At 69.6% G+C, this 23,915-nt stretch carries 20 protein-coding genes; 17 read left to right on the top strand and 3 right to left on the bottom strand.

Annotated elements, in window-relative coordinates:
• Positions 1-12 precede the first annotated feature (12 nt).
• Positions 13-531, bottom strand: a complete 519-nt coding sequence (locus ACWCQM_RS17185; protein WP_450916072.1) for a GNAT family N-acetyltransferase — start codon at positions 529-531, stop codon at positions 13-15.
• Between the two features lie 97 nt (positions 532-628).
• On the opposite strand from ACWCQM_RS17185, the gene ACWCQM_RS17180 reads away from it, so the two are divergent.
• Complete coding sequence (locus tag ACWCQM_RS17180) at positions 629-1,912, top strand: geranylgeranyl reductase family protein (protein ID WP_450916071.1); 1,284 nt, start codon at positions 629-631, stop codon at positions 1,910-1,912.
• Positions 1,913-1,978: 66 nt separating this feature from the next.
• Positions 1,979-3,460 (top strand): polyprenol phosphomannose-dependent alpha 1,6 mannosyltransferase MptB, encoded by a 1,482-nt coding sequence (gene mptB / locus ACWCQM_RS17175; protein WP_450916070.1) that lies wholly within the window; start codon positions 1,979-1,981, stop codon positions 3,458-3,460.
• Positions 3,461-3,526: 66 nt separating this feature from the next.
• Here the strand turns inward: mptB and ACWCQM_RS17170 are convergent, their stop codons facing one another.
• On the bottom strand, positions 3,527-4,345 hold the full coding sequence (locus ACWCQM_RS17170; protein ID WP_450916069.1) for a C40 family peptidase: 819 nt from the start codon (positions 4,343-4,345) through the stop codon (positions 3,527-3,529).
• 776 nt (positions 4,346-5,121) lie between these two features.
• Between ACWCQM_RS17170 and ACWCQM_RS17165 the strand changes: the two genes are divergently transcribed.
• From ACWCQM_RS17165 to recQ, 15 genes are all read left to right on the top strand, one after another.
• Positions 5,122-5,481 (top strand): NADH-quinone oxidoreductase subunit A, encoded by a 360-nt coding sequence (locus ACWCQM_RS17165; protein WP_003992243.1) that lies wholly within the window; start codon positions 5,122-5,124, stop codon positions 5,479-5,481.
• A gap of 18 nt (positions 5,482-5,499) precedes the next feature.
• Entirely contained in the window at positions 5,500-6,054 is a 555-nt protein-coding gene (locus tag ACWCQM_RS17160) for a NuoB/complex I 20 kDa subunit family protein (protein ID WP_014154689.1), read from the top strand.
• Complete coding sequence (locus ACWCQM_RS17155) at positions 6,051-6,767, top strand: NADH-quinone oxidoreductase subunit C (RefSeq protein ID WP_450916068.1); 717 nt, start codon at positions 6,051-6,053, stop codon at positions 6,765-6,767. The genes ACWCQM_RS17160 and ACWCQM_RS17155 overlap by 4 nt, the downstream gene beginning before the upstream one ends.
• Positions 6,767-8,089, top strand: a complete 1,323-nt coding sequence (locus ACWCQM_RS17150; RefSeq protein ID WP_450916067.1) for an NADH-quinone oxidoreductase subunit D — start codon at positions 6,767-6,769, stop codon at positions 8,087-8,089. The genes ACWCQM_RS17155 and ACWCQM_RS17150 overlap by 1 nt, the downstream gene beginning before the upstream one ends.
• A 29-nt stretch (positions 8,090-8,118) precedes the next feature.
• The gene (nuoE, locus tag ACWCQM_RS17145; RefSeq protein WP_450916088.1) at positions 8,119-8,937 is read left to right on the top strand and encodes an NADH-quinone oxidoreductase subunit NuoE; all 819 of its coding nucleotides are present in this window, start codon (positions 8,119-8,121) and stop codon (positions 8,935-8,937) included.
• On the top strand, positions 8,937-10,310 hold the full coding sequence (nuoF, locus tag ACWCQM_RS17140) for an NADH-quinone oxidoreductase subunit NuoF (protein WP_267074206.1): 1,374 nt from the start codon (positions 8,937-8,939) through the stop codon (positions 10,308-10,310). Before nuoE ends, nuoF begins: the two co-directional genes overlap by 1 nt.
• Positions 10,307-12,814, top strand: coding sequence for an NADH-quinone oxidoreductase subunit G (locus tag ACWCQM_RS17135; RefSeq protein WP_450916066.1), 2,508 nt, complete (start codon positions 10,307-10,309; stop codon positions 12,812-12,814). The genes nuoF and ACWCQM_RS17135 overlap by 4 nt, the downstream gene beginning before the upstream one ends.
• Positions 12,811-14,256: an NADH-quinone oxidoreductase subunit NuoH gene (gene nuoH, locus ACWCQM_RS17130; RefSeq protein ID WP_450916065.1), complete on the top strand. Its 1,446-nt coding sequence runs from the start codon at positions 12,811-12,813 to the stop codon at positions 14,254-14,256. Before ACWCQM_RS17135 ends, nuoH begins: the two co-directional genes overlap by 4 nt.
• Entirely contained in the window at positions 14,249-14,845 is a 597-nt protein-coding gene (gene nuoI / locus ACWCQM_RS17125) for an NADH-quinone oxidoreductase subunit NuoI (protein ID WP_450916064.1), read from the top strand. The genes nuoH and nuoI overlap by 8 nt, the downstream gene beginning before the upstream one ends.
• Entirely contained in the window at positions 14,842-15,699 is an 858-nt protein-coding gene (locus ACWCQM_RS17120; protein WP_450916063.1) for an NADH-quinone oxidoreductase subunit J, read from the top strand. Before nuoI ends, ACWCQM_RS17120 begins: the two co-directional genes overlap by 4 nt.
• Positions 15,696-15,995 (top strand): NADH-quinone oxidoreductase subunit NuoK, encoded by a 300-nt coding sequence (nuoK, locus tag ACWCQM_RS17115; RefSeq protein ID WP_073744124.1) that lies wholly within the window; start codon positions 15,696-15,698, stop codon positions 15,993-15,995. The genes ACWCQM_RS17120 and nuoK overlap by 4 nt, the downstream gene beginning before the upstream one ends.
• A gap of 12 nt (positions 15,996-16,007) precedes the next feature.
• Positions 16,008-17,927, top strand: a complete 1,920-nt coding sequence (nuoL, locus tag ACWCQM_RS17110; protein WP_450916062.1) for an NADH-quinone oxidoreductase subunit L — start codon at positions 16,008-16,010, stop codon at positions 17,925-17,927.
• A gap of 4 nt (positions 17,928-17,931) precedes the next feature.
• Entirely contained in the window at positions 17,932-19,503 is a 1,572-nt protein-coding gene (locus ACWCQM_RS17105; protein WP_073744128.1) for an NADH-quinone oxidoreductase subunit M, read from the top strand.
• Positions 19,500-21,164, top strand: coding sequence for an NADH-quinone oxidoreductase subunit NuoN (gene nuoN / locus ACWCQM_RS17100; RefSeq protein WP_450916061.1), 1,665 nt, complete (start codon positions 19,500-19,502; stop codon positions 21,162-21,164). Before ACWCQM_RS17105 ends, nuoN begins: the two co-directional genes overlap by 4 nt.
• A gap of 118 nt (positions 21,165-21,282) precedes the next feature.
• A complete protein-coding gene (gene recQ, locus ACWCQM_RS17095; protein WP_450916060.1) occupies positions 21,283-23,259 on the top strand; it encodes a DNA helicase RecQ in 1,977 nt (658 codons plus the stop codon).
• Between the two features lie 13 nt (positions 23,260-23,272).
• Here the strand turns inward: recQ and ACWCQM_RS17090 are convergent, their stop codons facing one another.
• The gene (locus tag ACWCQM_RS17090; protein WP_450916059.1) at positions 23,273-23,881 is read right to left on the bottom strand and encodes a Uma2 family endonuclease; all 609 of its coding nucleotides are present in this window, start codon (positions 23,879-23,881) and stop codon (positions 23,273-23,275) included.
• Positions 23,882-23,915 lie beyond the last annotated feature (34 nt).

Genomic DNA, 23,915 nt, shown 5'->3' with positions numbered 1-23,915 from the left:
GGCCCCCCGGGCTCAGAGCTCCAGCCGGTAGCAGTACGCCTCCTGCCGCGACACCGGGGTCGTGTACGTCTCGGCCCGGCGCATCCCGAGACGTTCCGCCACCGCGACCGAGCGCGCGTTGCGCGCATTGATCATCGCCACGACCTCCGGCACCCCGAGCGCCCTCATCCGCTCCAGCGTGGTGCGGGCCGCGGCGGTCGCGTAACCGTGTCCCCAGGCCGCCCGGCCCAGCCGCCAGCCGATCTCGACCTCGCCCACCGGCCCGAAGGACTCGTGCGGCCACGGCTGGGCGCCGGTGAAGCCGAGCACCTCGCCGGAGTCGTCCAGCACCGTCCACAGGCAGTGGCCGAGCTCCGCGTCGTGGCGGCGCTGGCGGGCGGTCAGCTCCTCGTACACGGAGTACTCCGCCCGGCGGCCGCCGTGGAACTCCATCACCTCCGGATCGTCGAACACCCGGTACCAGGCAAGGGCGTCCTCGTCGGTCGGGACGCGCAGACGGACGGACGGGGTCGAACCAGGCACGTGCGGCATCGGGGAGCCCTTCGGGAGGTTGATCGGCAGGCACCCATAGACTGCACGCGACATGTGCCGCGCGGCACGCGAATTCGAGTCTTCGGGAGATCCGACCGTGACCGAGCCCCTCTCCGAACACAGCGCGGACGTGATCGTCGTCGGAGCGGGCCCAGCCGGCTCCACGACCGCGTACTACCTCGCCAAGGCCGGACTCGACGTCCTCCTCCTGGAGAAGACGGCCTTCCCGCGTGAGAAGGTCTGCGGCGACGGTCTCACCCCGCGTGCCACCAAGCAGCTCGTCTCCATGGGGATCGACATCTCCGAAGAGGCCGGCTGGCTGCGCAACAAGGGCCTGCGCATCATCGGCGGCGGCGTCCGCCTCCAGCTGGACTGGCCGGACCTCGCCTCGTACCCGGACTACGGACTGGTCCGCAAGCGCGACGACTTCGACGAGCAGCTGGCCCGCCAGGCCCAGAAGGCGGGCGCGCGGCTCCACGAGCGCTGCAACGTGGGCGAGCCCGTCAAGGACGAGCGCACCGGCCGCATCACCGGCGTCCACGCCAAGCTCGGCGAGGACAAGACGCCGGTCACCTTCCACGCCCCGCTGGTCGTCGCCGCCGACGGCAACTCCACCCGGCTCTCGCTCAACATGGGCCTGCACCGCCGCGAGGACCGCCCGATGGGCGTCGCGGTCCGTACGTACTTCACCTCGCCCCGCCACGACGACGACTACCTGGAGTCCTGGCTGGAGCTGTGGGACCGCCGCGGCGCCGAGGACCGGCTGCTGCCGGGCTACGGCTGGATCTTCGGCATGGGCGACGGCACGTCCAACGTCGGCCTCGGCATCCTCAACTCCTCGTCGGCCTTCCGGGAGCTCGACTGGCGCGAGGTCCTCAAGGCCTGGTGCGCCTCCATGCCGGAGGACTGGGGCTACACCCCCGAGAACATGACGATGCCGATCCGCGGGGCCGCGCTCCCCATGGCGTTCAACCGCCAGCCGCACTACACCAAGGGCCTGCTGCTCGTCGGTGACGCCGGTGGCCTGGTCAACCCGTTCAACGGCGAAGGCATCGCGTACGCCATGGAATCCGGCCAGATCGCCGCCGACGTCATCGTCCAGGCGCACGCCCGCGCGACCCCGGCACAGCGGGAACTGGCGCTCCAGCACTACCCGAAGATTCTCAAGGACACCTACGGGGGCTACTACACGCTGGGCCGCGCCTTCGTGAAGATGATCGGCAACCCGAAGGTCATGAAGATCGCGACGCAGCGCGGTCTGACCCACCCTCTGCTGATGAAGTTCACGCTGAAGATGCTCGCCAACCTCACCGACCCGACGGGCGGCGACGCGATGGACCGCATCATCAACGGCCTCTCGAAGGTCGCCCCGAAGGCCTGACCGGTTGAGCGGGCGGCCCCGAGCACCGGTGGGCCGCCCGGACCCGCTGCGATAGGTTTGCGGACCATGTGGGCACCGGGGGCAGGGAACGGCGGAACGTACCGACTGCTGGGTGCGGCAGGGGCGACGGCGGCCGTCGCGGGGGGCTGGGCCGTCGGGACGCTGCCCGCCCACGACCCGTGGGGGCTCTGGGTGCCGCAGGGCACCGCCGTCACGGCGGCCGGCTACGCCCTGGCGTACGGCGGACTGACCGTGCTCGTCGTCGCCTGGTGGATGTACGGCAGGACCGGCGCCGGCGTACGGGACAGTCTGGTCACCCTGGGGTGGTGGACCGCGCCGTTCGTGGTGGCCCCGCCGCTCTACAGCGCCGATGTCTACAGCTACATCGCGCAGGGTGCCATGGTCCTCGAAGGGCACGACGTCTACGACGTGGGCCCGTCCGTCCTGGACCCGGCGGGACCGGGCGGCGACGCCGCGGCGAGCGTCGGCGGGCACTGGACCGACACCCCCGCGCCGTACGGCCCGTTCTTCCTCATCGTGGCGCGCGGCGTGACCTGGGCGACCGGGGGCACGATCGTGCCCGCCGTCCTCGCGATGCGGCTGGTCGCCCTGGGGGCGCTGGCGCTGATCGCCTGGGCGCTGCCGCACCTCGCGCGGGAGCACGGCCGCAGCCCGGGCGCCGCGTTGTGGCTGGGCGCGCTCAACCCGCTGCTGCTGATGCACGTGGCGGGCGGGCTCCACAACGACGGCCTGATGATCGGCCTGATGCTGGCGGGCGTCGTGCTCGCGCTGCGCGGGCGATGGATCAGCGGGTCGGTGCTTGTCGGACTCGCCATGATGGTCAAGACCCCGGCGGCGGTGGCGCTGCTCTTCATCGCCGTCCTGGTGGGCCGGGCCGCCGGCGGCGGGCTCCCGCGCCGGGTGGCGAAGGGGCTGGCCGGGCCGGGAGCGGTGGCCGGGGCGGTCGTCGTGCTGATGACCCTGCTCGGCGGGACCGGCTTCGGCTGGGTGGCCACGCAGGGTGTCGCGGGGCGTATCCACACCGCGCTCTCGGTGAGCAGCGATCTGGGCCTCGGGCTCGGTGAACTCCTGCGGCTGCTCGCCGGGACCGACCCGGACCCCGTGAAGGCCGCCGTGCAGAACCTGGGTCTGGCCGCCGGGGTCGCCCTGATCCTGCTGCTGGCGTGGCGTTCTGCCACCGGACGGCTGGAAGCCGTGCACGGGCTGGGCCTCGGGCTGGTGGCCCTGGTGGCGCTCTCCCCGATGGTGCAGCCCTGGTACCTGCTCTGGGGGACAGCCGTGCTGGCCGCGACGGCGGCCGGCAGCAGGGTCCGGGACGCGCTCGTCGTGCTGTCGGCGGCGCTCGTCTACGAGACCCAGCCGTCGGGCTCCACCCCGGCGTACGGCTTCGTGCTGGCGGCCCTGGCGTGCGCGGCGGGCGTGATGCTGCTGCGCAAGGAGCGGGCCGGCCGCGGCCGGGCCCATGTGCCCGGCCAGCGCACGCCGGTGGAGACCGCCGTGGAGACGGGCGCGACCGGGGCACGATGACGGGCCGTCACTCCGGATGAGGGAGGGACGGCCCGCGATCGTGCCCCGGTGTGCGGAGCTTGTGAATCAGAGAACGCGGACCGCGCCCGACGGCGGGTCGTAGTCCAGGGACTTCTGCACGACGCCGGTGCTGGAGTTCTGCGCGCCGACGAACTGGCCGCCGCCCACGTAGATCCCGACGTGGTACGCGCTGCCCGCGCCGCCCCAGTACAGGATGTCGCCGGGCTGGAGGTTGTCGAGCGAGACCTGCGTGCCGGCCGTCGACTGGTCCTGCGAGACGCGCGGCAGGTCGATGCCCACCGTGGCGAAGGCGGCCTGGACCAGACCCGAGCAGTCCCACGAGTTCGGGCCCGTGCCGCCGGAGACGTACGCGTCACCGACCTGCGACTGCGCGAACGCGATGACGGACGCGGCGGAGCCGGTGGCGGTGGACGACGAGGAGGAGGACGAGGAGGACGAGGAGCCGGAGGGCGCGCTGAGCGTGGTGCGCTCGGCCGTACGGGAGGCGCGCTCGGCGGCCTCCGCCTTGGCCTTGGCGGCTGCTTCGGCCTTCTTCTTGGCCTCGGCCTTGCGGACCGCCTCGGCCTTGGCCTTCTTGGCGGTCTTGGCGGCGCTGGCCGCTGCGGCGTCCTCGTGGGCCTGCGTCTCCAGGTCGAGAGCGACCGCCTGGGTCGCCTGCGCGGAGGCCGCGACGGAGGTGGAGAGGCCTGCCGTGATGGTGGGCATCTCGATGGTCTGGGTCACCGGCTCGGCCTGGGCCGGACCGGCGGCACCCGCGACCGCGATGGTGCTGAGGACGCCACCGGCAACTCCTGCCCGCAGCGCCGTCTTCGAGGCACGCTGGCGGGGCTTCCGGTGGCTGGGTATGTGAGCGGTGTGGGACATGAGTACTAGCGCTATCAGGGCTGTAGGGGTCCCATCAAGAAACGTGTGTTGCGACACAGTTACGTTCGGAATCTGTGAATCCGCTTATCAGGGGCCTTTATTGACGCCCTAACGGGCAAATCGGGCGGCAGTGATCAGCGCTGTGATCACGGGGTTCTTTCAATACGCCCGAATTGCCCGTCGCTTACCATCCGTTCACACGGTTGGCCAAGCCCGCTTTTCTTGAAGTGCTCATGGAGTGACGCAGGTCACAGTGTGGCCCTCCCGTGAGAGGCAACCGCGCGGGTGCGCGCCGCGTACGGCCCCGGCGGGTAGCCGGCCCTCCGTACCCACCCGGCGCGTACGCCCGGAAGTTCGTGAATGCGTGCGCAATGTCCACTTCGGTACCGCGAGCCCCCCGTCCGAGTGGCCGCGATCTGGGGCCGGTTCCTATATCACCCACTCGGCGTCCATCGCCAATTTGCATGTAGAGGCCGTCCATTGATAGAGCCACACGTCTTTGACCAGCGGTAACAACGCGAGATGTCACGTCTCGTAACCGCTCTGCCGCTTCGAGTGTGAAGATCACCGCTCATCCGACTTCATGATCGTTCGTCAGGTGGTGGAGATCACAAAGACGTTGGTGTACCCCGTGTCGCAGATCACAGGACGGCAGGCATAGGATGCGGGGCAGTCGGGCTTGTGAACTGCCTCACATGTGCACGATCTTGATGAGGTGGTGAGCCGGTCGCCCGATGCGGTCCAACGGTCAAGGACGACTGGAAGGAGCGAGGAGCGTGAATGCCTACGCGCCCATCCTCGTGCTCGGCGCCCTCGGGGCAGGGTTTGCGATCTTCTCCGTGGTCATGGCCACGCTAATCGGCCCCAAGCGGTACAACCGGGCAAAGCTCGAAGCGTACGAGTGCGGCATCGAACCCACCCCCACTCCAGCCGGAGGCGGCCGTTTCCCCATCAAGTACTACCTGACGGCGATGCTGTTCATCGTCTTCGACATCGAGATCGTCTTCCTCTATCCCTGGGCGGTCACCTTCGACGCCCTGGGGATCTTCGGGCTCGTGGAGATGCTGCTCTTCGTGCTCACCGTCTTCGTCGCCTACGCGTATGTGTGGCGCCGCGGCGGCCTGGAATGGGACTGAGGGGCTGAGGGGCACACCATGGGACTCGAAGAGAAGCTGCCGAGCGGCTTTGTGCTGACCACTGTCGAGCAGGCCGCCGGCTGGGTACGGAAGTCCTCCGTATTCCCCGCCACCTTCGGCCTCGCCTGCTGCGCCATCGAGATGATGACGACCGGCGCCGGGCGGTACGACCTGGCCCGTTTCGGGATGGAGGTCTTCCGCGGATCGCCGCGGCAGGCGGATCTGATGATCGTCGCGGGACGGGTCAGCCAGAAGATGGCGCCCGTCCTGAGGCAGGTCTACGACCAGATGCCGAGCCCCAAGTGGGTCATCTCCATGGGGGTTTGCGCATCATCGGGTGGAATGTTCAACAATTATGCCATTGTTCAGGGTGTTGATCATATTGTCCCGGTCGACATCTATCTGCCGGGCTGCCCGCCGCGGCCCGAGATGCTGATCGACGCCATCCTCAAGCTCCACCAGAAGATCCAGGGCTCCAAGCTCGGGGTCAACGCGGAGGAGGCCGCCCGCGAGGCGGAGGAGGCGGCGCTCAAGGCACTTCCCCTGATCGAGATGAAGGGGCTGCTGCGATGAGCGACGAACAGAACACCAACAGCGGCCAGGTGCCGGTCCCGCGGGACGACTCCGGCGAGGTCATCGGCGTACGCAAGGGGATGTTCGGCGCCAACAACGGCGGCGACACCTCCGGCTACGGCGGACTCGTCCGCACGGTGACCCTGCCGGGCGCGGCCTCCCGGCCGTACGGCGGCTGGTTCGACGAAGTGGCCGACGAGCTGGAAGGGGCCCTGGAGGAACAGGACCTGCTTCCCGCGAACGTCATCGAGAGGACCGTCGTCGACCGGGGCGAGGTCACCTTCTTCATCGCCCGTGAGCACCTGGTCCAGGTCGCCCGCACCCTGCGCGACGACCCCGCCCTGCGCTTCGAGCTCTGTACGGGCGTCAGCGGTGTGCACTACCTGGGGGACAAGGGGCGCGAGCTCCACGCGGTCTACCACCTGCGCTCGCTCACCCACGGGCGGCTGATCCGCCTGGAGGTGTCCGCCCCCGACAGCGACCCGCACATCCCGTCGCTCGTCGGGGTCTACCCGGCCAACGACTGGCACGAGCGCGAGACCTACGACTTCTTCGGCCTGATCTTCGACGGGCACCCCGCCCTGACCCGGATCATGATGCCGGACGACTGGCAGGGCTTCCCGCAGCGCAAGGACTACCCGCTCGGCGGCATCGCCGTCGAGTACAAGGGCGCCCAGATCCCGGCTCCGGACCAGCGGAGGTCGTACAGCTGATGACTACTCCCCACGCAACGCCCAGGGCGACCACCGAGGGGACTGTATATACAGTCACCGGCGGCGACTGGGACGAGGTCGTCGAGTCCGCCGCCAAGTCGGACGACGAGCGCATCATCGTCAACATGGGTCCCCAGCACCCGTCCACGCACGGCGTGCTGCGGCTGATCCTGGAGATCGACGGCGAGACCGTCACCGAGGCCCGCTGCGGCATCGGCTACCTCCACACCGGCATCGAGAAGAACCTCGAATTCCGGAACTGGACGCAGGGCACCACCTTCGTCACGCGCATGGACTACCTCACCCCGTTCTTCAACGAGGCGGCCTACTGCCTCGGGGTCGAGAAGCTCCTCGGCATCGAGGACCAGATCCCCGACCGGGCGACCGTCCTGCGCGTGCTCCTGATGGAGCTCAACCGGATCTCCTCGCACCTGGTGTGCATCGCCACCGGCGGCATGGAGCTCGGCGCCACGACGATCATGATCTACGGCTTCCGTGATCGTGAACTCGTTCTCGATCTCTTCGAGCTGATCACCGGCCTCCGCATGAACCACGCGTTCATCCGGCCCGGCGGCCTCGCCCAGGACCTTCCCATGGGCGCGGTCGACCGGCTCCGCGAGTTCGTGAAGACCATGAAGAAGAACCTGCCGGAGTACGACAAGCTCGCCACCGGCAATCCCATCTTCAAGGCCCGCATGCAGGACGTCGGTTACCTCGACCTGACCGGCTGCATGGCGCTCGGCGCCACCGGCCCGGTGCTCAGGTCCGCCGGACTCCCGCACGACCTGCGCAAGACCGATCCGTACTGCGGCTACGAGAACTACGAGTTCGACGTGCCCACCGCCGACACCTGCGACGCCTACGGCCGCTTCCTCATCCGTCTGGAGGAGATGCGCCAGTCGCTCAGGATCGTCGAGCAGTGCCTCGACCGGCTGGAGCCGGGACCGGTCATGGTCGCCGACAAGAAGATCGCCTGGCCCGCACAGCTCGCGCTGGGGCCCGACGGACTCGGCAACTCCCTCGACCACATCAAGAAGATCATGGGCACCTCCATGGAGGCCCTGATCCACCACTTCAAGCTGGTGACCGAGGGCTTCCGGGTCCCGGCCGGGCAGGCGTACACCGCCATCGAGTCGCCCAAGGGCGAACTCGGCGTGCACGTCGTCTCGGACGGGGGCACCCGGCCCTTCCGGGTCCACTTCCGCGACCCGTCCTTCACCAACCTCCAGGCCATGGCGGCGATGTGCGAGGGCGGCCAGGTCGCCGACGTCATCGTCGCCGTCGCGTCCATCGACCCCGTGATGGGAGGCGTCGACCGGTGACCGCAGCCAACCGAGAAGTCAGCCTGGGGATGCCGCAGCTCCCTGCCCCCGCCTACCCGGCCGAGGTGCTCGCCCGGCTCGAAGCGGACGCGGAGAAGGTGATCGCCCGCTATCCCGGAAGCCGCTCCGCGCTGCTGCCGCTGCTGCACCTGGTGCAGTCCGAGGAGGGATACGTCTCCCGTACGGGCATGGCGTTCTGCGCCGACCGGCTCGGCCTCACCACCGCCGAGGTCACCGCGGTCGCCACCTTCTACTCGATGTACCGGCGCCGGCCCAGCGGGGACTACCAGGTCGGGGTCTGCACCAACACCCTGTGCGCGGTCATGGGCGGCGACGCCATCTTCGACCGGCTCAAGGAGCACCTGGGCGTCGGCAACGCCGAGACGACCGAGGACGGCAAGGTCACGCTCGAACACATCGAGTGCAACGCGGCCTGCGACTTCGCCCCCGTCGTGATGGTGAACTGGGAGTTCTTCGACAACCAGACACCGGAGAGCGCGACACGGCTCGTCGACGACCTGATCGCCGGCCGGACCGTGGAGCCCACCCGGGGCGCGCCCCTGTGCACGTACAAGGAGACGGCCCGCATCCTGGCCGGCTTCCCCGACGAGCGCCCCGGCGCCGTCGAGGCCAGCGGAGGAGCGGGAGCCGCCTCGCTGATCGGGCTGAAGCTGGCCAAGGGCGAAGCCGCACCGCACGCGCGCGTCGTCGGGCAGCGCGGCGAGGCGCCGCAGGACGCACAGCCGCAGAAGGGCGCCGAGCACCTCAGCTCGCACGACGCACCGCAGCAGACGGCGGCCTCCGACCCGGACAACCCGGCCGGGCCCGCAGCCGAGGAGGGGGAGTGATGACCTTGGCAGCCGAGATCGACAAGAACGGGACCAGCCCGGAGAAGCTCCTGGCCCCCGTGCTGTCCTCCTTCTGGGACGAGCCCGAGTCCTGGACCCTGGACACCTACCGTCGCCACGACGGATACGAGGGACTGCGCAAGGCCCTGGCCATGGCGCCCGACGACCTCATCGCGTACGTCAAGGACTCCGGTCTGCGCGGACGCGGAGGAGCGGGCTTCCCCACCGGGATGAAGTGGCAGTTCATCCCGCAGGGCGACGGCAAGCCGCACTACCTCGTGGTCAACGCCGACGAGTCGGAGCCCGGGACCTGCAAGGACATCCCGCTCCTCTTCGCGAACCCGCACAGCCTCATCGAGGGCATCGTGATCGCCTGTTACGCGATCCGCTCCTCGCACGCCTTCATCTATCTGCGTGGCGAGGTGGTCCCCGTACTGCGGCGGCTGCACGAGGCCGTACGCGAGGCGTACGAGGCGGGCTATCTGGGGGAGAACATCCTGGGCTCGGGGCTGGACCTCGAACTCACGGTGCACGCGGGCGCCGGCGCGTACATCTGCGGCGAGGAGACCGCGCTGCTCGACTCGCTGGAAGGACGGCGCGGCCAGCCCCGGCTGCGTCCCCCCTTCCCCGCGGTCGCCGGTCTGTACGCCTGCCCCACCGTGGTGAACAACGTGGAGTCCATCGCCTCGGTTCCCGCGATCCTGCACAGGGGCAAGGACTGGTTCAAGTCGATGGGCAGCGAGAAGTCCCCGGGCTTCACGCTGTACTCGCTCAGCGGCCACGTCACCAGCCCCGGCCAGTACGAGGCCCCGCTCGGCATCACCCTGCGGCAGCTGCTCGACATGAGCGGCGGCATCCGCGAGGGGCACCGCCTGAAGTTCTGGACCCCGGGCGGCTCCTCCACCCCGATGTTCACCGACGAACACCTCGATGTCCCCCTGGACTACGAGGGGGTCGGCGCCGCCGGGTCCATGCTCGGCACCAAGGCGCTCCAGTGCTTCGACGAGACCACCTGCGTGGTCCGCGCCGTCACCCGCTGGACCGAGTTCTACGCCCACGAGTCCTGCGGCAAGTGCACCCCGTGCCGTGAGGGCACCTACTGGCTCGTCCAGCTGCTCCGCGACATCGAGGCCGGCAAGGGACAGATGTCCGACCTCGACAAACTCAACGACATCGCGGACAACATCAACGGCAAGTCCTTCTGCGCCCTCGGCGACGGCGCGGCCTCGCCGATCTTCTCCTCGCTCAAGTACTTCCGCGAGGAGTACGAACAGCACATCACCGGCAGGGGCTGCCCCTTCGATCCGGCCCGGTCGACCCTCTGGGCCGACGACAAAGACGACAAGAACGCTCACCGGGGGGTGAACGCATGACAGTCACCACGAGTGCGCCCTCCGGGGGCGGCGAGGCGGCCGTTCCGCCCGAGGACCTGGTCACGCTCACGATCGACGGCATCGAGATCAGCGTGCCCAAGGGCACCCTCGTCATCCGCGCCGCCGAACTCCTGGGCATCGAGATCCCGCGCTTCTGCGACCACCCGCTCCTCGACCCGGCCGGCGCCTGCCGGCAGTGCATCGTCGAGGTCGAGGGCCAGCGCAAGCCGATGGCGTCCTGCACCATCACGTGCACCGACGGCATGGTCGTGAAGTCGCAGATCACCTCGCCCGTCGCGGAGAAGGCCCAGAAGGGGGTGATGGAGCTCCTGCTCATCAACCACCCGCTGGACTGCCCGGTCTGCGACAAGGGCGGCGAGTGCCCCCTTCAGAACCAGGCGATGTCGCACGGCGGCGCCGACTCCCGCTTCGACGGGAAGAAGCGCACCTTCGAGAAGCCCGTCCCCATCTCCACCCAGGTGCTGCTGGACCGCGAGCGGTGCGTGCTCTGCGCCCGCTGCACCCGGTTCTCCAACCAGGTGGCGGGCGACCCGATGATCGAGCTGATCGAGCGCGGCGCGCTCCAGCAGGTCGGTACGGGCGAGGGCGACCCCTTCGAGTCGTACTTCTCCGGCAACACCATCCAGATCTGTCCCGTCGGGGCGCTGACCTCGGCGGCGTACCGCTTCCGCTCCCGGCCCTTCGACCTGGTGTCGACGCCCTCGGTGTGCGAGCACTGCGCGGGCGGCTGCGCCACCCGGACCGACCACCGGCGCGGCAAGGTCATGCGGCGGCTCGCCGCCAACGACCCCGAGGTCAACGAGGAGTGGCTCTGCGACAAGGGCCGCTTCGGCTTCCGCTACGCCCAGCAGCGCGACCGGCTCACCACCCCGCTCGTGCGCAACGCGGAGGGTGTGCTGGAGCCGGCGAGCTGGCCGGAGGCGCTGGAAGCCGCGGCTGCCGGACTCTCGGGTGCGCGCGGCAGGACCGGCGTGCTCACCGGAGGGCGGCTGACCGTCGAGGACGCCTACGCCTACAGCAAGTTCGCGCGGGTCGCCCTCGACACCAACGACATCGACTTCCGGGCCCGCGTCCACAGCGGTGAGGAGGCCGACTTCCTGGCCGCGCGGGTGGCGGGACGCGGACGCGATCTGGACGGCAGCGGGGTCACGTACACCTCGCTGGAGAAGGCCCCGGCCGTCCTGCTGGCCGGCTTCGAGTCCGAGGAGGAGGCGCCCGGCGTCTTCCTGCGGCTGCGCAAGGCCCACCGCAAGCACGGGCAGCGGACGTTCGCCCTCGCCTCGCACGCCAGCCGGGGCCTGGAGAAGGCGGGCGGCACGCTGCTCCCCGCCGCACCCGGCACCGAGACCGAATGGCTGGACGCGCTCGCGGGCGGAGTCGGCCTGGAGGGCGAAGGAGCCGTCGCGGCCGAGGCGCTGCGCGGCGAAGGCGCGGTCATCGTGGTGGGCGAGAGGCTCGCCGCGGTGCCCGGCGGACTGACCGCCGCCGTGCGCACCGCCACGGCGACCGGTGCCGCGCTGGTGTGGATCCCGCGCCGGGCCGGCGAACGCGGCGCACTGGAGGCGGGCGCGCTCCCGTCGGTGCTGCCCGGCGGCCGTCCCGCGACAGACCCCCGCGCGAGGGACGAGGTGGCCTCCGTCTGGGGCGTCGCCGAACTCCCCTCGCGCTTCGGCCGCGACACCGGGCAGATCCTCCGGGCCGCGGCCACCGGCGAGCTGGCCGCGCTGCTGGTCGCGGGCGTCGACCCCGAGGACCTGCCGGACCCGGCCGGGGCGCTCCAGGCGCTGGACGAGGTCGGCTTCCTCGTGTCGCTGGAGCTGCGCCCCGGCGCGGTGACCGAGCGCGCCGACGTGGTCCTGCCCGTCGCCGCCGTCCCGGAGAAGCCCGGCACCTTCCTCAACTGGGAGGGCAGGGCGCGCATGTTCGAGGCCGCGCTCAAGCCCGAGCAGCTGCCGAGGACGCTCTGCCCGACCGACGCGCGCGTGCTGCACATGCTGGCCGACGCGCTCGACGTACACCTTGGACTGCCAGACCTGAGGGCGGCCCGCCGCGAGCTCGACCGCCTCGGCGGCCAGGACGTGCGTCACGCCGACGACCCGCGGGCGGAGTCCCGTCCGGTGCCCCGGCCCGGGGACGGCGAGGCCGTGCTCGCGGGACACCGGATGCTGCTCGACCGGGGCCGGCTCCAGGAGGGCGACGAGGCGCTCGCCGGCACCCGGCACGCCGCGGTCGCCCGGCTCTCCCCGGCCACCGCGGCCGAGTCCGGGGTGAAGGACGGCGATCTGCTGGCCGTCACCGGACCCGCCGGCTCCACCGAACTCCCGCTCGTGGTCACCGAGATGCCCGACCGGGTGGTGTGGGTGCCGCTCAACTCCGTCGGACGTGGCGTCCCCGCCGACACCGGCGCCCAGCCGGGCGGACTGGTCAGGATCGGTCCGGCCGCCCCGGGCTCCCACGTCGTGACAACGGAGGTAGGAGAGTGACCGGCCTCGCCCAACTCACCGCGGCACCGCGGGGGACCGTCCTCGCGGCCGAGGATCTCTCGATGTTCGGCACCGACCCCTGGTGGCTCGTCGTCGTCAAGGCGGTGTTCTGCTTCGCCTTCCTGATGGTGACCGTGCTCTTCTCCATCGTGTGGGAGCGCAAGGTCGTCGCCTGGATGCAGCTGCGCATCGGCCCCAACCGGCACGGCCCCTGGGGCATGCTCCAGTCGCTCGCCGACGGCATCAAGCTGATGCTCAAGGAAGACGTCGTCGTCAAGCGGGCCGACAAGGTCGTCTACATCCTGGCCCCGATCGTCGCCGCCGCACCGGCGTTCATGGCGATCGCCGTGATCCCGTTCGGCCCGTCGGGCAACGAGGTCTCGATCTTCGGCCACCGTACGACGATGCAGCTCACCGACCTGCCGATCGCGATGCTGTACATCCTCGCGGTCGCCTCCGTCGGCATCTACGGCATCGTGCTGGCCGGCTGGTCCTCCGGATCGACGTACCCGCTGCTCGGCGGTCTGCGCTCGTGCGCCCAGATGATCAGCTACGAGATCGCGATGGGCGCCGCCTTCGCCTCGGTGTTCCTCTACTCCGGGTCGATGTCGACCTCGGAGATCGTGGCGGCGCAGGAGGACCGCTGGTTCGTGCTCCTGCTGCCGGTCTCCTTCATCATCTACATCGTCACGATGGTCGGCGAGACCAACCGCGCGCCGTTCGACATGCCGGAGTCCGAGGGCGACCTCGTCGGCGGCTTCAACACCGAGTACTCGTCGATCAAGTTCGCGATGTTCATGCTCGCCGAGTACGTCAACATGGTCACCGTCTCCGCGGTCTCCGTGACCCTCTTCCTGGGCGGCTGGCGGGCTCCGTACCCGGTCAGCACCTTCTGGGAGGGCGCGAACCACGGCTGGTGGCCGATGCTCTGGTTCGTCATCAAGGTGCAGCTGCTCCTCTTCTTCTTCATCTGGCTGCGCGGCACGCTGCCACGCGTCCGTTACGACCAGCTGATGAAGCTCGGCTGGAAGGTCCTGATCCCGGTCTCCGTGGTCTGGCTGATGATGGTCGCCACCGTCAGGGCGCTGAACAACGAGGGCTACGACTTCTCGCAGATCCTGCTGTACGTCGCCGGGGCCGTCATCGCGGTCCTGCTCGTCTCCTTCGTCGCCGACGTCTTCCGCGACCGGAAGGCCAAGGCCGCCGAGGAGGCGGCGGGACCGGAGCCGGCGTTCGACCCGATGGCGGGCGGGTACCCCGTGCCCCCGCTGCCCGGCCAGACCCTGCCCCCGGTGCCGCGCCGCACGCCGCGACGTGAGCGGGAGCTCGTTGTCAGTGGTGGACCGGATACTCGGAGTGACGACCTGGGTGGCGGAAGTCCGAGTGCCGGAAGTCCGAGTGCCGGAAGTTCGAGTGACGGAAGGGAGGCCGACGGTGTCTGAGTCACCGGAACCCTCAGGGGAGAAGTTCCAGAATCCTGTGGCCGGCTTCGGCGTGACCTTCAAGGCCATGTTCAAGAAGCGGCTGACCGAGCAGTACCCGGAGACGCAGAAGGTCACGGCGCCGCGCTTCCACGGCCGGCACCAGCTCAACCGTCACCCCGACGGGCTGGAGAAGTGCGTCGGCTGCGAGCTGTGCGCCTGGGCCTGTCCGGCCGACGCGATCTACGTCGAGGGCGCGGACAACACGGACGAGGAGCGCTACTCCCCCGGCGAGCGCTACGGCCGCGTCTACCAGATCAACTACGCACGCTGCATCCTGTGCGGGCTCTGCATCGAGGCGTGCCCCACCCGGGCTCTGACCATGACCAATGAGTTCGAGCTCGCCAACACCACCCGCGAGAGCCTCATCTACACCAAGGACGAGCTGCTCGCGGGCCTGGAGGAAGGCATGGTCGACAGCCCGCACGCGATCTTCCCGGGCATGGACGAACAGGACTACTACCGGGGCCTGGTGACCGAGGCCGCCCCGGGCACGGAGCGCCAGACGGCCGTCTCCAAGGGAGAAGCGGACAAGGAGGTCGACGCATGACCTCCACCCTGGCCGCAGCGGCCACCGCCACCTCGACCGGCGAGGCCGTCCAGTTCTGGATTCTCGGCACCGTCGCCGTCATCGGGGCGCTCTCCACCGTCCTGATGAAGAAGGCGGTGCACAGCGCGCTCTCGCTCGCCGGCACCATGATCGTGCTGGCGGTCTTCTATCTCGCCAACGGCGCCTACTTCCTGGGCATCGTGCAGGTCGTCGTCTACACCGGCGCGATCATGATGCTGTTCCTCTTCGTGGTCATGCTCGTCGGTGTCACGGCGGCCGACTCGCTGAAGGAGACCCTCAAGGGGCAGCGGTGGCTGGCCGCCGCTTGCGGACTCGGCTTCGGCATCCTGCTGATCGCCGGCATCGGGCAGGCCTCGCTCAGCACGTTCAACGGCCTCGGCGCGGCCAACGCCCAGCACGGCGGAAACGTCGAGGGCCTCGCCAACCTCATCTTCACCAAGTACGTCTTCGCGTTCGAGATCACCGGCGCCCTGCTGATCACGGCGACCGTCGGCGCGATGCTGCTCACCCACCGCGAGCGCACCGAACGCGCGAAGACGCAGCGAGAGCTCTCCCAGGAGCGGGTGCGCAGCAGCCATGTGCCGCCGCTGCCCGCCCCCGGCGTCTACGCCCGGCACAACGCGGTGGACATCGCGGGACTGCTCCCGGACGGCACCCCGTCCGAGCTCACCGTCATGCAGACACTCCGGCAGCGCGGCCAGATCCGCGACGTGTCCAGCGAGTCGCTCGCCGATCTCAAGGCGCTGGAACAGCGCTCCGGGGAGCGGCTCGGCCGTGACCGCGGGCCGGCCCGCGACCACACCGCAGAAGAAGAGGAGGAGGTCGCCAAGTGAATCCGGTCAACTACCTCTACCTCGCGGCCCTTTTGTTCACGATCGGCGCCTCCGGCGTGCTGATCAGGCGGAACGCGATCGTGGTGTTCATGTGCATCGAGCTGATGCTCAACGCCTGCAACCTCGCGCTCGTCGCGTTCTCCCGGATGCACGGCAATCTCGACGGCCAGATCATCGCCTTCTTCACGATGGTCGTCGCCGCCGCGGAGGTCGTCGTGGGGCTCGCGATCATCGTGTCGCTGTTCCGTTCCCGCCACTCGGCCTCGGTCGACGACGCCAGCCTGATGAAGCTGTAAGGGGTCGGAATCGTGGAAAACCTGATTGCGCTGCTGGTCGCGGCGCCCCTGCTCGGAGCGGCGGTCCTGCTCTGCGGAGGCCGCCGGCTCGACCGGACGGGCCACTGGATCGGCACGGTGCTCGCCGCCGCGTCCTTCGCCGTCGGTGTCGTGCTCTTCACCGACATGCTGGGCAAGGGCGCCGAGGACCGCGCCCTGCACCAGAAGCTGTTCAGCTGGATCCCCGTCGAGGGTTTCCAGGCCGATGTGGCCTTCCAGCTCGACCAGTTGTCGATGACGTTCGTCCTGCTGATCACCGGTGTGGGCACGCTGATCCACATCTACTCCATCGGCTACATGGAGCACGACGAGCGACGGCGCCGCTTCTTCGGCTATCTGAACCTCTTCCTCGCGGCGATGCTCCTCCTGGTCATCGCCGACAACTACCTCCTGCTGTACGTCGGGTGGGAGGGTGTCGGCCTGGCGTCGTACCTCCTCATCGGCTTCTGGCAGCACAAGCCCAGCGCGGCCACCGCCGCGAAGAAGGCCTTCCTGGTCAACCGGGTCGGCGACATGGGCCTGTCCATCGCGATCATGCTGATGTTCACCACCTTCGGTACCTTCGCCTTCGGGCCGGTGCTCGAAGCCACCGGGGACACCGGCGAGGGCAAGCTCACCGCGATCGGCCTGATGCTGCTCCTCGCGGCCTGCGGCAAGTCGGCCCAGGTGCCGCTGCAGTCCTGGCTCGGTGACGCGATGGAGGGCCCGACCCCGGTCTCGGCCCTCATCCACGCCGCCACCATGGTGACCGCCGGCGTCTACCTCATCGTGCGCTCCGGCGCGATCTTCAACGCCGCGCCCGACGCGCAGCTGGTCGTCGTGGTCGTCGGAGCCGTCACGCTCCTCTTCGGTGCGATCGTCGGTTGCGCGAAGGACGACATCAAGAAGGCCCTCGCGGGCTCGACGATGTCGCAGATCGGCTACATGATCCTCGCCGCGGGCCTCGGTCCCATCGGATACGTCTTCGCGATCATGCACCTGGTGACGCACGGCTTCTTCAAGGCCGGGCTCTTCCTCGGCGCCGGTTCGGTCATGCACGGCATGAACGACGAGGTGGACATGAGGAAGTACGGCGGCCTGCGGAAGTACATGCCGGTCACCTTCGTCACCTTCGGCCTCGGCTACCTCGCGATCATCGGCTTCCCGGGCCTGTCCGGCTTCTTCTCCAAGGACATGATCATCGAGGCGGCCTTCGCCAAGGGCGGCACCGAGGGCTGGATCCTCGGCTCCGTCACCCTGCTGGGCGCCGCGATCACCGCGTTCTACATGACGCGCGTGATGCTGATGACGTTCTTCGGCGAGAAGCGCTGGCAGCCGACTGCATCCGATGGCGGCTCCGCCGCGGGCGAGGGCCACGAGCCGCACCCGCACGAGTCGCCGAAGTCCATGACGATCCCGATGATCGTGCTGGCCTTCGGGTCGGTCTTCGCCGGAGGCTTCTTCTCCATCGGCGACCGCTTCGTGCACTGGCTGGAGCCCGTCACCGGGCACGACCACGGACACGCCCCGGTCAGCGCGACGACCGTCACCGCCGCCACCATGGTGGTGCTCGTCATCGGTGTGGCGATCGCCTGGGCGATGTACGGGCGCAGGCCCGTCCCCGCCGTCGCCCCGCGCGGCTCGCTGCTCACCAGGGCGGCCCGCCGGGACCTTCTCCAGGACGACTTCAACCACGTGGTCCTGGTCCGCGGCGGCGAGCACCTCACCCGCTCCCTGGTCTATGTCGACCACACCCTGGTCGACGGCGTCGTCAACGGCACGGCCGCCTCGATGGGCGGGCTCTCCGGCCGGCTGCGCAAGCTGCAGAACGGCTACGCCCGCTCCTACGCGGTCTCGATGTTCGGCGGTGCGGCGGTACTCATCGCCGCGACCCTGCTGATGAGGGCGGTCTGATCCCATGTCCTTTCCCCTCCTGACAGCGACGGCCGCGCTCCCGGCGATCGGTGCGATCGCCACCGCGGCGGTCCCGGCCGCCCGGCGCACGGCGGCCAAATGGCTGGCCCTGGCCGTCTCGCTGGCCACGCTCGTTCTGGCCGGCATCGTGTTCGCCCGCTTCGAACCGGGCGGCGAGCGCTACCAGCTCACCGAATCGCACGCCTGGATCAAGGACTTCGGCGTCCGGTACGAACTGGGCGTCGACGGCATCGGGGTGGCGCTCCTCGCGCTCACCGCGCTGCTGATCCCCTTCGTGATCCTGGCGGGCTGGCACGACGCCGACCCCCTGGAGACCAACTCCAGCCGGTGGCGGCCGACCCAGGGCTTCTTCGCCCTGATCCTGATGGTCGAAGCGATGGTGATCCTGTCCTTCGTCGCCACCGACGTCTTCCTCTTCTACATCCTCTTCGAAGCCATGCTCATCCCGATGTACTTCCTCATCGGCGGCTTCGGGGACCGGGCGCACACCGGCAGCGACGAGAACGCCGCGGCACAGCGCAGCTACGCCGCCGTGAAGTTCCTCCTCTACAACCTGGCCGGCGGCCTCATCATGCTGGCCGCCGTCATCGGGCTCTACGTCGTCGCGGGGAGCTTCTCGCTCTCCGAGATCGCCGAGGCCCGGGCCAACGGCTCGCTGGACATGGCGACCTCCACGGAGCGGTGGCTGTTCCTCGGCTTCTTCTTCGCCTTCGCGGTGAAGGCCCCGCTCTGGCCGCTGCACACCTGGCTGCCCAACGCCATGGGCGAGGCGACCACCCCGGTGGCCGTCCTCATCACGGCGGTCGTCGACAAGGTCGGCACCTTCGCGATGCTCCGCTTCTGCCTCCAGCTCTTCCCGGAGGCCAGCAAGTGGGCGACGCCGGTGATCCTCGTCCTGGCGCTGATCTCGATCATCTACGGCGCCCTGCTCGCCGTGGGCCAGCGCGACATCAAGCGGCTCATCGCCTACGCGTCGATCTCGCACTTCGGCTTCATCGTGCTCGGCATCTTCGCGATGACCAGCCAGGGCCAGTCGGGCGCCACGCTCTACATGGTCAACCACGGCATCTCGACGGCCGCGCTGATGCTGGTCGCCGGATTCCTGATCACCCGGCGCGGTTCCCGGCTCATCGCCGACTACGGCGGGGTGCAGAAGGTGGCGCCGCTGCTGGCCGGGACCTTCCTGATCGGCGGCCTGGCCACGCTCTCGCTGCCCGGCCTCGCGCCGTTCGTCAGTGAGTTCCTGGTCCTGGTCGGCGCGTTCAGCGCGTATCCGGTGGTCGGCATCATCGCCACCGTCGGCATCGTGCTCGCCGCGCTCTACGTCCTCGTCCTCTACCAGCGGACGATGACGGGGCCGGTCAGGGAAGGCATCGGGGGCATGCCCGACCTCAAGGTCCGTGAGCTGGCGGTGGCCCTTCCCCTGATCGCCCTGCTGATCTTCCTGGGCGTCTTCCCGAAGCCGCTCACCGAGGTCGTCAACCCGGCGGTCCAGCACACCATGCACGACGTACAGAAGAAGGACCCCCAGCCCGAGGTGGAGGCCGCCAAGTGAGCGCAACAGCTGTCCACAGCCTGTGGACGACAGCGGGCGGGGTGACATCGGCAGCCGCGGGCGACAAGTTCACCGCCCCGACCATCGAGTACGCCCAGCTGGCGCCCGTCCTGATCGTGGTCGGTGCCGCCGTCCTCGGAATCCTCGTGGAGGCGTTCGTCCCGCGCCGGGCCAGGTACACCACCCAGGTGTTCCTGACCGTCGTCGCGATCGCCGCCTCGTTCGCCGCGGTGGTGGGGCTCGCCGCCGACGGCTACGCCGCGAAGAGCGCCCACATCGCGGCCATGGGAGCCATCGCCGTCGACGGACCGGCCCTGTTCCTCCAGGGCACGATCCTGCTCGTCTCGATGGTCTCCGTCTTCACCTTCGCCGAGCGCCGCCTCGACCCCGCCTCGCACGGCAACCGCGTGGACTCCTTCGCCGCACAGGCGGGTGCCGTCCCCGGCAGCGACGGGGAGAAGGCCGCGGTCAAGGCCGGCTTCACCACGACCGAGGTCTTCCCGCTGACACTCTTCGCCGTGGCGGGCATGCTGGTCTTCCCGGCGGCCAACGACCTGCTGACGCTGTTCATCGCGCTGGAGGTCTTCTCCCTCCCGCTCTACCTCCTGTGCGCCATCGCCCGCCGCAAGCGGCTGATGTCCCAGGAAGCGGCCGTGAAGTACTTCCTGCTCGGCTCGTTCTCCTCGGCGTTCCTGCTCTTCGGGATCGCCCTGCTCTACGGATACGCGGGCACCGTCTCGTACGCGGGCATCGCCAACGTCGTCGACGGCACCGTCCAGGAGATCGATCCCGCCCTCGCCGCCACCATGGGCAACGACGCGCTGCTCCTGATCGGCGGCGCGATGATCCTCATGGGCCTGCTCTTCAAGGTCGGCGCGGTCCCCTTCCACATGTGGACCCCGGACGTCTACCAGGGCGCCCCGACCCCGGTCACCGGCTTCATGGCCGCCGCCACGAAGGTCGCCGCCTTCGGCGCGCTGCTGCGCCTGCTGTACGTCGTGCTGCCGGGCCTCACCTGGGACCTGCGTCCCGTCATGTGGGGCGTCGCGATCGTCACCATGCTGGGCGGGGCGATCGTCGCGATCACCCAGACCGACATCAAGCGGCTCCTGGCCTACTCCTCGATCGCGCATGCGGGCTTCATCCTCGCCGGCGTCATCGCGGCCAGCCCGGACGGCGTCTCCTCGGTCCTCTTCTACCTCGGGGTGTACTCCTTCGTGACCGTCGGTGCCTTCGCCGTCGTCACCCTGGTGCGGGACGCCGGCGGCGAGGCGACCCATCTGTCGAAGTGGGCCGGTCTCGGGAGGCGCTCGCCGCTGACCGCGGCGGTCTTCGCCGTCTTCCTGCTCTCCTTCGCCGGCATCCCGCTCACCTCGGGCTTCTCCGGCAAGTTCGCCGTCTTCAAGGCGGCGGCGGACGGCGGCGCGGGCGGTCTGGTCGTGGTCGGTGTGATCTCGTCGGCCATCGCCGCCTTCTTCTACATCCGGGTCATCGTCCTGATGTTCTTCAGCGAGCCGAAGGCGGACGGCCCCACGGTCGCCGTCCCGTCCCCGCTGACGATGACCACGATCGCGGTCGGGGTCGCCGTGACCCTGGTGCTGGGCCTGGCCCCGCAGTACTTCCTGGACCTGGCGAGCCAGGCGGGAGTCTTCGTGCGGTGACGCACCGCACCACCACGACGACGCCGGACGGGCCTGGAAAGTCAAGCCCGTCCGGCGTTGTCACAGGCGGCGCCTATGGTTGCTGTGGACGGGTGAAGACGGACGGACGGGCGCGACCATGAGTGTGACGACCGAGAGCGCTGCGCAGCAGACGCTGCACCGGGTGTTCGGGTACGAGGCGTTCCGCGGTGAGCAGGGCGCGGTGATCGAGCATGTCGTCGAGGGCGGCGACGCCGTCGTGCTCATGCCCACCGGCGGCGGCAAGTCCCTCTGCTACCAGATCCCCGCCCTGGTCAGGCCGGGCACGGGCATCGTGATCTCCCCGCTGATCGCGCTCATGCAGGACCAGGTCGACGCCCTGCGCGCGCTCGGGGTCCGCGCGGGCTTCATGAACTCCACGCAGGACTTCGACGAGCGCCGCTCGATGGAGGCCCAGTTCGTGGCGGGCGAGCTCGACATCCTGTATCTGGCCCCCGAGCGGCTGCGCCTCGACTCCACGCTCGCCCTCCTCGCCCGCGGGGAGATCTCCGTCTTCGCGATCGACGAGGCGCACTGCGTCGCCCAGTGGGGCCACGACTTCCGCCCGGACTATCTGGCCCTCTCCGTCCTGGGCGAGCGCTGGCCCGACGTGCCCCGTATCGCCCTCACCGCCACGGCGACCGAGGCCACGCACCGGGAGATCACGCAGCGGCTCGGTATGCCCGAGGCCAAGCACTTCGTGGCCAGCTTCGACCGGCCCAACATCCAGTACCGCATCGTGGGGAAGTCCGACCCGAAGAAGCAGCTGCTCACCTTCCTCAAGGAGGAGCACGCGGGGGACGCGGGCATCGTCTACTGCCTCTCGCGCAATTCGACGGAGAAGACCGCCGAGTACCTCAGCCGCAACGGCATCGAGGCCGTGCCGTACCACGCGGGCCTCGACGCCGGGACGCGCGCCGCCCACCAGTCGCGCTTCCTGCGCGAGGAGGGTCTCGTCGTCGTCGCGACGATCGCCTTCGGCATGGGCATCGACAAGCCCGACGTGCGTTTCGTCGCCCACCTCGACCTGCCCAAGTCCGTCGAGGGCTACTACCAGGAGACCGGCCGTGCGGGACGTGACGGGGCCCCGTCCACGGCCTGGATGGCATACGGACTCCAGGACGTCGTCCAGCAGCGCAAGCTGATCCAGAGCGGTGAGGGCGACGAGGCCTTCCGGCGTCGTGCCGCCTCGCACCTCGACTCCATGCTGGCGCTCTGCGAGACCGTCCAGTGCCGCCGCGCCCAGCTCCTGACGTACTTCGGCCAGGAGCCCGGCGACCAGGCCTGCGGGAACTGCGACACCTGCCTCACCCCGCCCGAGACCTGGGACGGCACGGTGGTCTCCCAGAAGCTGCTGTCGACCGTGGTCCGGCTGAAGCGCGAGCGGAATCAGAAGTTCGGGGCCGGGCAGATCATCGACATCCTGCTGGGCCGCAGGACCGCGAAGGTGATCCAGTTCGACCACGACCAGCTGTCCGTCTTCGGCATCGGCGAGGAGCTGGCCGAGGCGGAGTGGCGGGGCGTGGTGCGCCAGTTGCTCGCGCAGGGGCTGCTCGCGGTCGAGGGCGAGTACGGCACGCTGGTGCTGACCGAGGACAGCGGTTCCGTGCTCGGCCGGGAGCGCGAAGTGCTCCTGCGGAAGGAACCGAAGCGGCCGACGACCCGGTCCTCGTCCGGCGGCGAGCGCAAGGCCAAGTCGGCGGCGGCAGCGGCCGACCTGCCGGAGGAGGCCGTCCCGGTCTTCGAGGCGCTGCGCGCCTGGCGCGGGGCCACGGCGAAGGAGCTGGGCCTCCCGGCCTATGTGATCTTCCACGACGCGACGCTGAGGGAGATCGCGTCGCTGCGCCCGGGCTCCCTCGCGGAGCTCGGCGGGGTCAGCGGCCTGGGCGAGAAGAAGCTCGCGACATACGGCGAGGGAGTGCTGGAGGTGCTGGCCGGACTGGGCGACGCGGCCCCCGCCGCAGCACCGGAGCCGGCTCCCGCAGCGGCCCGGACCCCGGAGCCGAAGGCGCCGCCCGCCGTCCAGGAGGCCGACCCGGAGTTCGGCTGGGACGAGGAGCCGCCGGAGTTCGAGTGAGCGGAGGCCGGGACTACTCCGGCTGCGCCGCCCGGCGGCGCGAGACGATCGCGGTCAGGTCGAGATCGATGGTGAAGGGAGTGGACACCTTCATCCGGTCATGGAAGATCCCCGTGGAGGTGTACGCGCCGGTCGCGGGCTCCAGCTCGAAGACATAGACCACCGCCCGGCCGTCCTGGTTCTCCACCCGCCAGTAGTGCGGGATCTTCGCTCGGGCGTATTTCACGGGCTTGGTCTCCCGGTCACGGGTGACGGACTCGTCCGATACGACCTCGATCGCGAGCAGCACACTGCTCGCGGGGAACCGTGTCTGCCGCAAGCTCTCGACCGCGTCCGCGCGTACGACGACGACATCGGGTTCGGGCCGGTTCTGGAAGTCGACATCGATGGTGAATTCCCGGAAGACCTCCAGGTCGTGCGGCGCTACCGACTGCAACTGCCACTTGAGGTAGTCGATCGCACGCTCATGGAATACGGTCTGCGGACTCACGAAAACCAGGCTCCCGTCGATCAGCTCCGTGTGCGGAGGCAGATTCGGGAGTGTGTCCAGGTCATCGGCGGTCCAGCCGCCCACGGGCGGAACCGCCCACCGCGGCTCAGGGGCCTCGGGTTCGATGCTCATCAGTGCTCCCATACGAAGAAGTCTCGCGGGTGCG

The sequence above is a fragment of the Streptomyces sp. NPDC002125 genome, assembly GCF_053593715.1.
Note: the sequence above shows the minus strand (reverse complement) of the source record. Positions and strands in the feature narration are given on the sequence as shown.

Bases quoted from the DNA above. Each gene is read 5' to 3' on its own strand.
- recQ (WP_450916060.1), top strand. From the start codon at position 21,283: ATGAGTGTGACGACCGAGAGCGCTGCGCAGCAGACGCTGCACCGGGTG.
- ACWCQM_RS17170 (WP_450916069.1), bottom strand. From the start codon at position 4,345: ATGTCCCACACCGCTCACATACCCAGCCACCGGAAGCCCCGCCAGCGT.
- ACWCQM_RS17135 (WP_450916066.1), top strand. From the start codon at position 10,307: ATGACAGTCACCACGAGTGCGCCCTCCGGGGGCGGCGAGGCGGCCGTT.
- ACWCQM_RS17105 (WP_073744128.1), top strand. From the start codon at position 17,932: ATGTCCTTTCCCCTCCTGACAGCGACGGCCGCGCTCCCGGCGATCGGT.
- ACWCQM_RS17160 (WP_014154689.1), top strand. From the start codon at position 5,500: ATGGGACTCGAAGAGAAGCTGCCGAGCGGCTTTGTGCTGACCACTGTC.
- ACWCQM_RS17155 (WP_450916068.1), top strand. From the start codon at position 6,051: ATGAGCGACGAACAGAACACCAACAGCGGCCAGGTGCCGGTCCCGCGG.
- ACWCQM_RS17185 (WP_450916072.1), bottom strand. From the start codon at position 531: ATGCCGCACGTGCCTGGTTCGACCCCGTCCGTCCGTCTGCGCGTCCCG.
- ACWCQM_RS17150 (WP_450916067.1), top strand. From the start codon at position 6,767: ATGACTACTCCCCACGCAACGCCCAGGGCGACCACCGAGGGGACTGTA.
- ACWCQM_RS17120 (WP_450916063.1), top strand. From the start codon at position 14,842: ATGACCTCCACCCTGGCCGCAGCGGCCACCGCCACCTCGACCGGCGAG.
- nuoF (WP_267074206.1), top strand. From the start codon at position 8,937: ATGACCTTGGCAGCCGAGATCGACAAGAACGGGACCAGCCCGGAGAAG.
- nuoE (WP_450916088.1), top strand. From the start codon at position 8,119: ATGCCGCAGCTCCCTGCCCCCGCCTACCCGGCCGAGGTGCTCGCCCGG.
- ACWCQM_RS17090 (WP_450916059.1), bottom strand. From the start codon at position 23,881: ATGAGCATCGAACCCGAGGCCCCTGAGCCGCGGTGGGCGGTTCCGCCC.
- mptB (WP_450916070.1), top strand. From the start codon at position 1,979: ATGTGGGCACCGGGGGCAGGGAACGGCGGAACGTACCGACTGCTGGGT.